The organism is Streptomyces sp. NPDC059866 (assembly GCF_042731325.1).
Taxonomy (GTDB): domain Bacteria; phylum Actinomycetota; class Actinomycetes; order Streptomycetales; family Streptomycetaceae; genus Streptomyces; species Streptomyces flavusporus.
This window is the reverse complement of sequence record NZ_JBHWJT010000001.1, coordinates 180,968-194,474: the sequence shown is the minus strand read 5'-3', so window position 1 is coordinate 194,474 and position 13,507 is coordinate 180,968. Positions and strand designations below refer to the sequence as shown.

General features: G+C 70.9%; 12 protein-coding genes. 9 read left to right on the top strand and 3 right to left on the bottom strand.

The features are described from left to right. Nucleotides 1-36 precede the first annotated feature (36 nt). From ACFV7R_RS00930 to ACFV7R_RS00905, 6 genes are all read left to right on the top strand, one after another. Nucleotides 37-1,248, top strand: coding sequence for a phosphoglycerate kinase (locus ACFV7R_RS00930; protein ID WP_385258314.1), 1,212 nt, complete (start codon nucleotides 37-39; stop codon nucleotides 1,246-1,248). A gap of 39 nt (nucleotides 1,249-1,287) precedes the next feature. After that, a complete protein-coding gene (tpiA, locus tag ACFV7R_RS00925) occupies nucleotides 1,288-2,043 on the top strand; it encodes a triose-phosphate isomerase (protein ID WP_385258883.1) in 756 nt (251 codons plus the stop codon). 101 nt (nucleotides 2,044-2,144) lie between these two features. Further along, nucleotides 2,145-2,375 carry a preprotein translocase subunit SecG gene (gene secG / locus ACFV7R_RS00920; protein WP_129797528.1) on the top strand — a complete coding sequence of 77 codons (231 nt, stop codon included), beginning with the start codon at nucleotides 2,145-2,147 and terminating at the stop codon, nucleotides 2,373-2,375. A gap of 199 nt (nucleotides 2,376-2,574) precedes the next feature. Beyond that, a complete protein-coding gene (locus ACFV7R_RS00915) occupies nucleotides 2,575-2,910 on the top strand; it encodes an RNA polymerase-binding protein RbpA (RefSeq protein WP_129797281.1) in 336 nt (111 codons plus the stop codon). Nucleotides 2,911-3,064: 154 nt separating this feature from the next. After that, on the top strand, nucleotides 3,065-4,714 hold the full coding sequence (pgi, locus tag ACFV7R_RS00910; protein WP_385258310.1) for a glucose-6-phosphate isomerase: 1,650 nt from the start codon (nucleotides 3,065-3,067) through the stop codon (nucleotides 4,712-4,714). Nucleotides 4,715-4,811: 97 nt separating this feature from the next. After that, on the top strand, nucleotides 4,812-5,303 hold the full coding sequence (locus ACFV7R_RS00905; protein ID WP_385258307.1) for a DUF2087 domain-containing protein: 492 nt from the start codon (nucleotides 4,812-4,814) through the stop codon (nucleotides 5,301-5,303). 18 nt (nucleotides 5,304-5,321) lie between these two features. Here ACFV7R_RS00905 and ACFV7R_RS00900 read toward each other — a convergent pair whose 3' ends face one another. The 3 genes from ACFV7R_RS00900 to ACFV7R_RS00890 are packed head-to-tail and all read right to left on the bottom strand — an operon-like array spanning nucleotide 5,322 to nucleotide 8,920. Beyond that, complete coding sequence (locus ACFV7R_RS00900) at nucleotides 5,322-7,604, bottom strand: FtsX-like permease family protein (RefSeq protein WP_385258305.1); 2,283 nt, start codon at nucleotides 7,602-7,604, stop codon at nucleotides 5,322-5,324. Nucleotides 7,605-7,655: 51 nt separating this feature from the next. Then, nucleotides 7,656-8,408, bottom strand: a complete 753-nt coding sequence (locus ACFV7R_RS00895; protein ID WP_385258302.1) for an ABC transporter ATP-binding protein — start codon at nucleotides 8,406-8,408, stop codon at nucleotides 7,656-7,658. Beyond that, nucleotides 8,405-8,920: a PadR family transcriptional regulator gene (locus ACFV7R_RS00890; RefSeq protein WP_385258300.1), complete on the bottom strand. Its 516-nt coding sequence runs from the start codon at nucleotides 8,918-8,920 to the stop codon at nucleotides 8,405-8,407. The genes ACFV7R_RS00895 and ACFV7R_RS00890 overlap by 4 nt, the downstream gene beginning before the upstream one ends. Before the next feature lie 120 nt (nucleotides 8,921-9,040). Between ACFV7R_RS00890 and ACFV7R_RS00885 the strand changes: the two genes are divergently transcribed. From ACFV7R_RS00885 to ACFV7R_RS00875, 3 genes are all read left to right on the top strand, one after another. Then, nucleotides 9,041-10,312 carry an ABC transporter substrate-binding protein gene (locus ACFV7R_RS00885; protein ID WP_385258297.1) on the top strand — a complete coding sequence of 424 codons (1,272 nt, stop codon included), beginning with the start codon at nucleotides 9,041-9,043 and terminating at the stop codon, nucleotides 10,310-10,312. Nucleotides 10,313-10,500: 188 nt separating this feature from the next. Beyond that, nucleotides 10,501-12,138: a glycoside hydrolase family 13 protein gene (locus ACFV7R_RS00880; protein ID WP_385258294.1), complete on the top strand. Its 1,638-nt coding sequence runs from the start codon at nucleotides 10,501-10,503 to the stop codon at nucleotides 12,136-12,138. Nucleotides 12,139-12,177: 39 nt separating this feature from the next. Then, nucleotides 12,178-13,503, top strand: coding sequence for an ABC transporter substrate-binding protein (locus tag ACFV7R_RS00875; protein WP_385258291.1), 1,326 nt, complete (start codon nucleotides 12,178-12,180; stop codon nucleotides 13,501-13,503). Nucleotides 13,504-13,507: the final 4 nt, after the last annotated feature.

Sequence of the window (13,507 nt, the reverse complement as noted above, 5' to 3'; positions counted from 1 at the left end):
ACGTACTGATCGACCAGCCCTCTCAGGAGTCCCCTCATGAAGACGATCGACGAACTTCTCTCGGAAGGTGTGGACGGCAAGCGGGTCTTCGTCCGTGCCGACCTGAACGTGCCGCTGGCCGACGGTGTCATCACCGACGACGGCCGCATCCGCGCCGTACTGCCCACCGTCAAGGCCCTCGCGGACGCCGGTGCCAAGGTGGTCGTCGCCTCGCACCTCGGCCGCCCCAAGGGTGCCCCGGACCCCGCCTTCTCGCTGCTGCCCGCCGCCGAGCGCCTCGGTGAACTCCTCGGTGCCGAGGCGCAGTTCGCCACCGACACGGTCGGCGAGTCCGCGCAGGCCACCGTCGCCGGACTGGCGAACGGTCAGGTGGCGGTCATCGAGAACCTGCGCTTCAACGCCGGCGAGACGGCCAAGGACGACGCCGAGCGCGCCGCCTTCGCCGACCGGCTCGCCGCCCTCGCCGACGTGTACGTCGGTGACGGTTTCGGCGCCGTGCACCGCAAGCACGCCTCCGTGTACGACCTCCCGGCCCGGCTGCCGCACTACGCCGGCCACCTCATCGCGACCGAGGTCGGCGTGCTGAAGAAGCTCACCGAGGACGTGAAGCGGCCGTACGTCGTCGCCCTCGGCGGCGCCAAGGTCTCCGACAAGCTCGCCGTGATCGACCAGCTGCTCGGCAAGGCCGACCGTCTCCTCATCGGCGGCGGCATGGCCTACACCTTCCTCAAGGCCAAGGGCTACGAGGTCGGCATCTCCCTCCTCCAGGAGGACCAGATCCCGGCCGTCACCGAGTACATCGAGCGCGCCGAGAAGACCGGCGTCGAGCTGGTCCTGCCGGTCGACGTCCTGGTCGCCCCCGAGTTCCCGGACCTGAAGACCAAGGCCCCCGCGAATCCCACCACCGTCGCCGCGGACGCCATCCCGGCGGACCAGGAGGGTCTGGACATCGGTCCGCAGACCCGCAAGCTGTACGCCTCGAAGCTCGCCGACGCCGCCACCGTCTTCTGGAACGGCCCCATGGGCGTCTTCGAGCACCCCGACTACGCCGAGGGCACCAAGGCGGTCGCCCAGGCCCTCGTCGACTCCAAGGGCTTCACCGTGGTCGGCGGCGGCGACTCCGCCGCCGCCGTGCGCACCCTGGGCTTCGACGAGAACGCATTCGGCCACATCTCGACCGGTGGCGGCGCCTCCCTCGAATACCTCGAGGGCAAGACGCTCCCCGGCCTCGCCGCACTGGAGGACTGACCCTCAATGACTGCTCCTGAGCAGGGCCGCAAGCCCCTGATGGCGGGCAACTGGAAGATGAACCTCAACCACCTCGAGGCCATCGCCCACGTCCAGAAGCTCGCCTTCGCCCTGGCCGACAAGGACTACGAGGCCGTCGAGGTCGCCGTCCTGCCGCCCTTCACCGACCTGCGCTCCGTGCAGACCCTGGTCGACGGCGACAAGCTGAAGATCAAGTACGGCGCCCAGGACCTCTCGGCGCATGACTCCGGCGCGTACACCGGCGAGATCTCCGGCGCGATGCTGGCCAAGCTGAAGTGCACCTACGTGGCGGTCGGCCACTCCGAGCGCCGGCAGTACCACGGCGAGACCGACGAGCTGGTGAACGCCAAGGTCAAGGCCGCCTTCAAGCACGGCCTGACCCCGATCATGTGCGTCGGCGAGGAGCTGGAGGTCCGTGACGCGGGCAACCACGTCACGCACACGCTCGCCCAGGTCGAGGGCGGTCTGAAGGACGTGGCGGCCGAGCAGGCCGAGTCCATCGTGATCGCCTACGAGCCCGTCTGGGCCATCGGCACCGGCAAGGTCTGCGGCGCCGACGACGCCCAGGAGGTCTGCGCGGCGATCCGCGGCAAGATCGCCGAACTGTACTCCCAGGACGTCGCCGGCAAGATCCGCATCCAGTACGGCGGCTCCGTGAAGGCCGGCAACGTCGCCGAGATCATGGCCAAGGCCGACATCGACGGCGCGCTGGTCGGCGGCGCCTCGCTGGACGCGGACGAGTTCGTCAAGATCGTCCGCTTCCGCGACCAGTGAGTATGCGGTAGCGGCGATACGTCGTACCCTTGCGGGGTCCAGCAGTGCATGCTGGACCCCGTCGTCGATCCAGATCCGAGGAAGTTGGTCCAGCCGTGGTTATGGGGTTCACGATCGCCCTGATCGTCTTCAGCCTGCTGCTGATGCTGCTGGTGCTGATGCACAAGGGGAAGGGCGGCGGCCTCTCCGACATGTTCGGTGGCGGCATGCAGTCGTCCGTCGGCGGCTCCTCGGTCGCCGAGCGCAACCTGGACCGCATCACCGTGGTGGTCGGTCTGCTGTGGTTCGCGTGCATTGTCGTGCTGGGCATCCTGATGAAGGTCAGCAACTGACCGGCACACACATTCCGTACGTAACGCCCCATGTAGGGTACGCGCACCTGAGTGCGGCCTATCATGGGGCTTGCGTCTTGATATGGGGTCGGTAACTCCAATCACTGGACGCGCGTTGGGCCTTACGTAGACTGAGGCGCTCGCAGCGAAGCGAAACGCCGACTCGCTTCGCGGCACCATCACGCAGGGAGTTACGACCGTGGCAAGTGGCAACGCGATCCGAGGAAGCCGGGTCGGGGCGGGGCCGATGGGCGAGGCCGAGCGCGGCGAGTCCGCGCCCCGTCTGCGCGTCTCCTTCTGGTGCTCCAACGGGCACGAAACACAGCCCAGCTTCGCCAGCGACGCACAGGTTCCCGACACCTGGGACTGCCCGCGCTGCGGGTTCCCGGCCGGACAGGACCGGGACAACCCACCGGCCCCGCCGCGCACCGAGCCGTACAAGACGCACCTGGCGTACGTACGGGAGCGGCGCAGCGACGCGGACGGCGAGGCGATCCTCGCCGAGGCGCTCGCCAAACTGCGGGGCGAGATCTAGGAATTGAGCTCCGGCCGGGCACCGAGCCGTGCCCGGCACGACGGCTGACACCTGTGGTGCTGACACCTGTGGTCAAGGTGAACGTATCTGTTGTTGCACGGCACGACGACGCGACGACAGCTCACGTCTCCCGCTGATCAATTAGGTTGGGACCATGAACGCAGACGGCCGTACCAGGCTCAATCAGACGCCCGAGTGGACCGCTCTGGCCAAGCACCGTGAGGAGTTCGCGGACACCCATCTGCGGGATCTGTTCGCGGCGGACCCCGGGCGTGGCTCCGGCTACACGCTGCAGGTCGGGGACCTGTACGTCGACTACTCCAAGCACCTCGTCACCGACGAGACCCTGCGGCTGCTGCGCGAGCTGGCCGCCGCGCGGGACGTCTTCGGCCTGCGGGACGCCATGTTCCGCGGCGAGAAGATCAACACGACCGAGAACCGCGCCGTCCTGCACACCGCGCTGCGGGCGCCGCGCGAGGCCGTCATCGAGGTCGACGGGGAGAACGTCGTGCCGGCCGTGCACGCCGTTCTCGACAAGATGGCCGACTTCGCCGAGCGGGTCCGTTCGGGGGAGTGGACCGGGCACACCGGCCGGCGGATCCGCAACGTCGTCAACGTCGGCATCGGTGGCTCCGACCTGGGCCCGGCGATGGCGTACGAGGTGCTGCGCGCCTTCACCGACCGCGATCTGACGGTCCGCTTCGTCTCCAACGTCGACGGCGCCGACCTGCACGAGGCGGTGCGCGACCTGGACCCGGCCGAGACGCTGTTCATCATCGCCTCCAAGACCTTCACCACCATCGAGACGGTCACCAACGCCACGTCCGCACGGAAGTGGCTGCTGGACGCGCTGGGTGACGAAGCCGCCGTGGCCAAGCACTTCGTCGCGCTGTCGACGAATGCCGAGAAGGTCGCGGAGTTCGGCATCGACACGGCCAACATGTTCGAGTTCTGGGACTGGGTCGGCGGCCGCTACTCCTACGACTCGGCGATCGGCCTGTCGCTGATGATCGCCATCGGCCCGGACCGCTTCCGGGAGATGCTCGACGGCTTCCACCTGGTCGACGAGCACTTCCGCACCGCCCCCGCCGAGTCCAATGTGCCGCTGCTGCTGGGCCTGCTGGGCATCTGGTACGGCAACTTCCTGGGCGCCCAGTCGCATGCCGTACTGCCCTACAGCCACTACCTGTCCAGGTTCACCGCCTACCTCCAGCAGCTCGACATGGAGTCCAACGGCAAGTACGTCGGCCGGGACGGACGTGAGGTGGACTGGCAGACCGGACCCGTCGTCTGGGGCACGCCCGGCACCAACGGGCAGCACGCCTACTACCAGCTCATCCACCAGGGCACGAAGCTGATCCCGGCGGACTTCATCGCCTTCGCCGAGCCGGTCGCCGAGCTCAGCGACGAGCTGAAGGCCCAGCACGACCTGCTGATGGCCAACTTCTTCGCCCAGACGCAGGCACTGGCCTTCGGCAAGACACCGGACGAAGTGCGCGCCGAGGGTGTGCCCGAGGAGCTGGTGGCGCACAAGACGTTCAAGGGTGACCACCCGACCACCACGATCCTTGCGCGTGAGCTCACCCCGTCGGTGCTCGGCCAGTTGGTCGCCCTCTACGAGCACAAGGTGTTCGTCCAGGGCGCGGTCTGGAACATCGACTCCTTCGACCAGTGGGGCGTCGAGCTCGGCAAGGTCCTCGCCAAGCGCGTCGAGCCCGCGCTCACCGAGGGCGCCGAGGTGCCCGGCCTGGACGCGTCCACCAAGACGCTGGTCGCCAAGTACCGGGAGCTGCGCGGACGTTGAGCCGGCGCCGGGTGGCCGCGCGGACGTTATTCGGATGCGTGGCCACCGGCCGGCGGGTGACACTGCTCCGGCTCCGTCACCTGCCGGAAGGAACCCCATGGACCAGCTCCTGGCCGCGCTCGCCGACCCGGAACGGCTGAAGCTGTACGCCCGCATCGTGCTGCAGGACCTGCCGCCACGCGAGGAGGACGCTCCCGCCGTGCGCAAACACCTGGGGCGCCTGCTCTCGGCCGGGCTCGTGGAACGCCGTCCCGACGGCTCCCTGACGGCCGGCGCGTCGGTCTTCCGCCGTGCGCGCCCCGTCGAACCGGCGGCGGCCGGCGTGCCCCGGCGTCTGACCGGGTTCTTCGCCCACGGGCGGCTGACCTCGATCCCGGTCCGTCCGGTCGTACGCCGTGAACTGCTCGAGCATCTGACGGAAACCCTCTTCGCGGCCGAGCGCAGCTATACCGAGCGCGAGGTCAACGAGGCGTTCCGCACCGTCCACGACGACACGTCCGCGCTGCGCCGCTACTGCGTGGAGAACGGTCTGCTCGTGCGCGAGCGCGACGGCAGCAGCTACCGGCGCGTCACCGCGGTCTCCGGGTGACGACACCGGGAGTCGCGCTCAGGCCACCGCGCTGAGCGTGTCCGCGAGGCGGCGCCGGGCCGCCCGGGCGGCCGGGAACGCGGCGAGGGCGGTCGCGCCGAGTACGGCGGACGCCCCGAGGAGCAGCAGCAGGGCGGGGGAGGGGCCCTGGGCGATGCCGGCGCCGAGGCCGCTGGATCTGCCCTGGGCGTCGATCAGCCAGTGCGCCAGCGGCAGCCCGAGGGCCAGGGCGGCGAGCAGGGCCGCCAGTGCCGTACAGCCGGTGGCCGTGACCGTGATCGCGGTGATCTGGCGTGGGGACAGGCCGATCGCCTTCAGGGCCAGCAGGTCCCGCTCGCCCTCGCGGACCGTGCCGCCGATCGCGGTCAGCAGCTCGATGAGCCCGATCAGGGCGAGCACGGCGATCAGCCCGAGGACGACTCCGCGCAGCGGGGACAGCCCGTCGGCCGGGTTCGTCACGGTGTGCACGTCGAGGTGGCCGCGTCCGGCCGTGGCGAGTCGGTCGGCGACCTCGTGCGGGTCGGCGCCGGCGGTCAGGCGGAGCTGGTGGAGGGTCGGGCGGAGGCCGGAGTCGTTCTCGCGGAGGGTGTCCAGGGAGGTGGAGACGACCCGGCCGGCGTTCTCCGGCTCGATGCTGCGGCCCACGATGTGCAGGACCTGCGGCTGGTCGCCGACGGTCATCCGCACCCAGTCCCCGACCCGTACGTCCAGCAGGTCGAGCAGCCCCTGCCCGGCCACCGCCTCGTCGGGCCCGCGCGCGGGGCGGCCCTCGGCCAGCGTGTACGGGTAGGGGTCCGTTCGGGTGCCGAGGCCGCGCAGGGCGATGGTCGCCGTCTGGCCCGGTACCAGGGCGGCCACCTCGACGCCCGGGTAGGCGGCGGCGACCTGCGGGTCGCGTTTCAGCAGGGCGCGGGCGTCCCGGTCGTTCAGGCCCGCGTCGGCCCGGACGGTCAGCGCGGCGGGGAGGCCGATCCGCTCGGGGCTGCTGTGGAAGCGGTCGAGGGTGGTCCATGCGCTCATCGCCACCACGATCAGCAGCAGCGGCAGCGCGAGCCGGGCGACCGTGCCCAGTGGCCGGGGCCGGCGGGTGAACGCCTTGTGCCAGCCGAGGACCAGCGCGGGCGGCACCCGTACGCCCAGTGCGCGCCGCGCCACGCCCGACAGCCGGCCGCCGAGGGATGCCGTGGGCCGGGGCACGGGCACCGGCGGCACCCGTCCCGCCCGCCATGCGGCGAGCCCGGTGGTCGCGCCGATGAACAGCACCGCGCCCACCGGTACCGCGATGAGGGCGGCCGTGTGCCCGGGCAGCCCCTGCCACACGCCGACCGCGTCTCCGAACCGCCCCGGGATCCGCCTGCCCAGCGCCTCGGTGAGCGCGGCGGCGGTCACGGCGCCCAGCAGGGCGTACGCCAGATGCTGGAGCAGAAAGACCCGGACGACCTGGCCGGGCGTGAAGCCGATCGCCTTCAGTACGGAGATGTCCCGCAGATGGCCGCGGATGCGGGTGCCGATCGCCCCGTGCACGGCGAGTCCGGCGGCGATCAGCGCGCCCAGACCGAACAGGCCCAGCACCTGGCCGAGCAGCCGGTTGTCGCCCTGCGCCTCGGCGCGCGCCTGCTGCCAGGTGGAGACCTCGCCGATCGCCCCGGCGCCCAGCAGGGTCACGGCGCGCTGGACGGCGTAGTCCGTGTCGTCCGGGTCCGTCAGACGTACGCCGATGACCTGTCCGCCGGGGTCGGGCACCGCGGACGGCAGCGCCCAGACCAGGCCGGGCTGTTCACCCGGCCGGTAACGGGGCTCGGCGCTGTCGGCGACGCCCACGACGGTCAGCTTCCGTGCGGTGCCGGGCAGGGTGAGCGGGTCGCCGGGCTGGGCCAGCAGGGCGCGGGCGAGACCGCTCTCCAGGACCACGCCGTCGGGGGTGGCGGGGTCCAGCCAGTGGCCGGAGGTGAGCAGCGGGCGGCCGACGGAGGGCAGCTTCCCGGTGCCGCGCAGTTCCACGGAGGCCCGGGTGCCCCGGGAGGCCACGGTGGCGGAGGCGGAGGGCCAGGGGCCGGCGACGGACTCGACGCCGTCCAGTGCGGCGAGCTTCCGGGTGTCTGCGGAGGCGTCGGTGTGCAGCCAGACGTGGGCGCCGCGGGCCTGTGTGAAGACCCGCTGCCAGGGGTTGGTGGCGTATCCGAAGAGGGCGGTGGCCAGCAGCAGCGACACGACGATGCCCGCCGTGGCGAGAACGAGGAACAGCGCCTCGCCGCGATGCGTGCGCAGATCGGAGTGTGCCCAGCGCAGGGTGGCTCGCACGGGCCTCAGCCCCTCGGCCCGACGGCAGCGCCATGGTCGTACGCCCGCATGTCAGTCCCTGAGTTCCAGCACACCCGATATCCCGGATCGGCGCGGGGGCGGGCCGCCGTCCAGTTCCGCGTCGTCGGCGATCCGCCCGTCGAAGAAGCTGATCACCCGGTCCGCGGCGCTCGCCAGCCGCGCGTCATGCGTGACGAGCAGGATCGTCTGGCCGCGCTGGTGGAAGCGGGACAGCAGCCGCATCACCTCACGGGTGCCCTTGCTGTCCAGGCTGCCCGCGGGTTCGTCGGCGAGCAGCAGGGGCGGATGGTTGACCAGGGCCCGGGCGAGCGCGACCCGCTGCTGCTCGCCGCCGGACAGCTCGCCCGGCATGCTGCGCTCCTTTCCCGCGAGCCCCAGTTCGGCCAGCAGCTGCTCCCGCTCGGCGCGCGCCCGCTTCGGCGGCACCCCGGCGAGGAGAGCGGGCAGCTCGACGTTGTCGGCGACGGACAGGTTCGACACCAGGTTGAAGAACTGGAAGACGATCCCGATCCGCTTCCGGCGCTCCACCGCCCAGCGCGCCTCGCTGTACGCGTCGGTGCACTCACCGTCCAGCCAGATGCTTCCCTCATCCGGCCGCTGGAGCCCGCCGAGCAGATGCAGCAGCGTCGACTTCCCGGCACCGGACGGGCCGGTGATCGCCACGAACTCCCCCCGCCGCACGCTCAGGTCGACCCCGCGCACGGCATGCGCGGGCGCGCCCTCGCCGTAGTGCGTCCTGACCAGGCCCTCGGCGCGCAGCACGGGAGCGGAACCGTTGCTCACTGACGCTCCTCCAGCTCTTCCTGGCACCGCTCCAGCCAGTCGAGGTCGGCCTGCAGATGCAGCATCGCGCCCTCGATCAGCAGGTGGGCGATGCGGTTGTCCCGGTCCTCGGCGGCGGCCAGCTTCGACAGTTGACGCATGGTGTTCAGATACTGGCGCCGTTGCTTGTTGATGAGGGCGATCTGGTCGGCGATACCGGTCTGCGGAGCGAGCGCCAGCTTCATGAAGAACTCGTCCCGCACCCGCGGCTCGTCCTCGGGCTCCTCGAACCAGGCGCGCAGCGCCTCACGCCCGGCTTCGGTGAGGTGGTAGACCTTCTTGTTGGGCCGGCTGGACTGCTCGACGTCCTCGCCCTCGATCAGTCCCTGCTTCTCGAGGCGGCCGAGGGTGACGTAGATCTGGCCGACGTTCGGCTGAGGGTACGCGGAGCCCAGCAGTTGCTCAAGGTCCTGCTTGAGCTCGTAGCCGTGGGCCGGGCCACGGGCGAGAAGGGCCAGGAGGGGCAGACGCACGCGTGCAGTCCTCCTGTCTCGTCAATGTGCTCCAGACCCTAGTATCGCCCATACCTAACAGGTATACATGGCCTCTGACCCGGGCGAAGATGCTCGTGGCCGGTGTACAGGGAGGAACCTATGCGGTGGATGCGCGCCGCCGGTAGGGGTCTTCTCGTTCTGCTCGTGGTTCTGACCGGTTACGTCGCCTCCGGCGCCCAGGCGCAGGAGGACACCGGAGGCGGCCGCGGCCCGCTCACGCTCGCCACCGCCGGAGATCTCACCAACTATCTCGGCCCCCTCCTCCAGGGCTGGAACCGCACCCACCCCGACGAGAAGGTGACCCTCGTCGAGCTGCCCGACTCGGCCGACGAGACCCATGCGCAGATGGTCACGGACCTGCGCGGCGGCGACCGCAGCCGGTTCGACGTCCTCAACATCGACGTCAACTGGACGTCGGAGTTCGCCGGGGCGGGCTGGATACGGCCCCTTCCGCGCGACCGCTTCGGGCTGGGGACCTTCCTGCCGCCGGTCGTCGACACGGCGACCTACGACGGACAGCTCTACGCGGTCCCGTACGTCACCAACGCCGGGCTGCTGCTCTACCGCAAGGACGTCCTCGCGAAGGAGGGCGTCCCACCGCCGCGTACCTGGGCCGAGTTGGAGCGGGCCGCGCGGACCATCGCCCCGAAGTACGGACTCGACGGCTACGCCGGCCAGTTCCTGCCGTACGAGGGCCTCACCGTCAACGCGGCCGAGGCCGTCTACTCGGCGGGCGGCACGATCCTCGGCGACGAGGGCGCGCGCGTCACCGTGGACTCGGCGGCGGCCCGCGAGGGCATCGGGTTCCTCGCGCGGGGGGTGCGCGAGGGCTGGATACCGAAAGCGGCGCTGACGTACAAGGAGGAGGAGTCCAAGCAGGCCTTCCAGGACGGCCGGCTGCTCTTCCTGCGCAACTGGCCGTACGCGTACGTCGGTGCCTCCGCCGAGGGCTCGAAGGTCGCCGGGAAGATCGGCGCCGTACCGCTGCCGGGGCCGGACGGGCCGGGGACGAGTGTCCTCGGCGGCTCCAACCTGGCCGTCACCGCACACGCCCGGCACCCCGACACCGCCGCGCGCCTGATCGCGTACCTCACCGGCGAGCGCGTCCAGCGCCAGGTCCTCACCCGCGGCGCACTGCCGCCCGTACGGGCCGACCTCTACGAGGATCCCGAGCTCATCAGGGAGTTCCCGTACCTGCCGACCCTGCGCGAGAGCGTGCTCACGGCCGCGCCGCGGCCCAAGAGCCCGCACTACGACCAGGTCAGCCTGGCGGTGCAGGCGGTCGTGCACGACGCGATGACCGGGCGGCAGACGCCCGAGGCGGCGGTGCGGCGGCTGGCGCGGGAGCTGGCCGCCATCTCCCGCCGCTAGCCCTTCGCCGACCCTCGTAGTTACTTGTTAGGTAACGCCGACGTCTCATCTGCTCTCTGAATGCCCGGATAAATCAGTACTTCTTCGCCCAACCTCCCAGAAGCTTTCCGCCTGTTCGTTGACACCCTCGCGACACGTCTACTTAACATGCATGCATAACCGTCAGCTCGCACAGACAGGTCAACGGGGTGAGTCTCCAGCGCACAGAAGCCCGCCACTGGTGGCGCGACGCAGTGATCTACCAGGTGTACGTCCGCAGCTTCCTGGACAGCACCGGCGACGGCATCGGCGATCTCGCCGGCGTCCGGGCCGGGCTGCCGTACCTGAAGAAGCTCGGCGTCGACGGGATCTGGCTGAGCCCCTTCTATCCCTCGCCGCAGCACGACCACGGCTACGACGTGGCCGACTACTGCGACGTCGACCCGACCTTCGGCGACCTCGCCGAGTTCGACCTGCTGGTGACGGCCGCCCGGCGGCTCGGCATCAAGGTGCTGCTGGACATCGTGCCCAACCACTGCTCCAGCGAGCACCCCTGGTTCCGCGAGGCGCTCGCCGCCGGGCCGGGCAGCGCGGCCCGCGCCCGCTTCCACTTCGCCGAGGGCCGTGGTCCCGACGGCTCGGAGCCGCCCAACAACTGGCACGCCATGTTCGGCGGACCGGCCTGGAGCCGGGTGACGGAGGCGGACGGGCGGCCCGGCCAGTGGTACCTGCACATGTTCACGCCCGAGCAGCCGGACTGGAACTGGCGCGACCCCGAGGTCCCCGCCGAGTTCGAGAGGATCCTGCGCTTCTGGCTGGACCGGGGCGTCGACGGCTTCCGTATCGACGTCGCCGCCGGGCTCTTCAAGCACCCGGAGCTGCCCGACTCCCCGGACCCCGAGGCCGACGCCCGCACCCGCGACTCGGTCAACCCGCTGGCCTGGAATCAGCCCGAGGTGCACGAGGTGTGGCGGCGCTGGCGCACGATATGCGAAGACCACACCGCCCGCGACGGCCGCGAGCGCCTGCTGGTCGGCGAGGTGTCCGTACCGACCGCCCGCGAGCACGCCCAGTACGTCCGCGCCGACGAGCTCCACCAGGCCTTCTTCTTCGACCTGCTCAGCGCCCCCTGGGACGCCGACGCCTTCCGCAAGGTCATCTCCGAGGCCATGCAGGACATAGCCGGCACGGGCTCGACGGTCACCTGGGTCCTCAACAACCACGACCAGGTCCGCACCGTCACCCGCTACGGCGAACCCGCCACCGAAGGCAGCGGACTCGGCGCCGCCCGCGCCCGGGCCGCCGCGCTGCTGATGCTGGCGCTGCCCGGAGCCGCGTACATCTACCAGGGCGAGGAGCTGGGCCTGCCCGAGGTCGTCGATCTGCCCGACGACGTGCTCACCGACCCGATCTTCCGCCGCACCGGCAGCCGGGCCCGGATCCGCGACGGCTGCCGGGTGCCGCTGCCGTGGTCGGGACAGGCCTCGCCGTTCGGCTTCACCTCCGGGGTCGAGGGCGCCAAGCCGTGGCTGCCGCAGCCGGAGTGGTTCGCCGAGCACGCCACCGACCGCGCCCTTGCCGACACCCGCTCCTTCTGGCACCTGTATCGCGACGGCCTCCAACTGCGCGCCTCACTGCCCCAGTTGGGCGAGGGATCGCTGCGCTGGCTGGACACCCCGCCCGGTGTCCTGGCCTTCGTCCGCGGCGACGACCTGGTCTGTGCCGTCAACTTCGGCACCGCCCCCACGCCCGCGCCGGTCTCCGGCACCCCGCTGCTGTCCAGCGGCCCCTGTCCGGCCGGGGTGCTGCCCGGCTCGACGGCCGCCTGGTGGATCAACGACCTCTGATCTTCCGTCAACTCCCCATAACCCGAAGGGACATCAACGATGATGCGACGACGTACCACCCTGCTCACGAGCTGCACCGCCCTCGTCCTGGCGCTCGGCGCGACCGCCTGCGGCGGCGGCCCGGTCACGGCCGGCGGCGGCGACAAGGCGCTCAGCGGCCAGACGGTCACCGTGGCCGGCGTCTGGTCCGGCAGCGAGCAGGAGAACTTCCAGAAGGTGCTCGACGCCTTCAGCGAGAAGACCGGAGCCAAGACCCAGTTCGTCTCCACCGGGGACAACGTCTCCACCGTCGTCGGCAGCAAGATCGAAGGCGGCAACGCCCCCGATGTCGTGATGGTCCCGCAGGTCGGCGTGCTCCAGCAGTTCGCGAAGGAGGACTGGCTCAAGCCGCTGTCCAAGACCGCACAGCAGTCCGTCGACGCCAACTACGCCGATGTCTGGAAGACGTACGGCAGCGTCGACGGCACGCTGTACGGCCTGTACTTCAAGGCGGCCCACAAGTCGACCGTCTGGTACAGCCCCGACGCCCTCGCCCAGGCCGGGGTCGAGCCGCCGAAGACGTACGAGGAGATGCTGGAGGCCGGTCAGACCGTCTCCGACTCCGGGCTCGCCGCCTTCGCGGTCGCCGGGCAGGACGGCTGGACGCTCACCGACTGGTTCGAGAACATCTACCTCTCCCAGGCCGGACCCGAGAAGTACGACGCCCTCGCCGCGCACGAGCTGAAGTGGACCGACCCGACCGTGGTCGAGGCGCTCACCACGCTCGGCAAGCTGTTCAAGGACAAGCAGCTGGTGGCGGGCGGCCAGAAGGGAGCCCTCAACACCGACTTCCCGGGCTCGGTGGAGAAGGTGTTCGGGCCGAAGCCCGAGGCGGGCATGGTCTACGAGGGCGACTTCGTCGCCGGCGTCGCCAAGGACCAGTTCGGCAAGAGCATCGGCGAGGACGCGAACTTCTTCCCGTTCCCCGCGGTCGACGGCGGCACCGCGCCGGTCGTCAGCGGCGGCGACGCGGCCGTCGTCCTGAAGGACGGCAAGAACGCCGAGGCCGGCATGGAGCTCCTGGAGTACCTCGCGACCCCCGAGGCCGCGGCGGTGTGGGCCGAGGCGGGCGGCTTCCTCTCCCCGAACAAGAAGCTCGACCTCGCCTCCTACGGCGACGACGTCACCCGGGCCACCGCCGAGTCCCTGGTCGGCGCGGGCGACTCGGTCCGCTTCGACATGTCCGACCAGGCGCCGGCGGCCTTCGGCGGCACCAAGGGCGCGGGCGAGTGGAAGATCCTGCAGGACTTCCTGCGCGACCCCGCGGACCCGAAGGGCACCGCCGCCGAGCTGGAGGACGCGGCGGCCAAGGCGTACGGGAACTGACGCC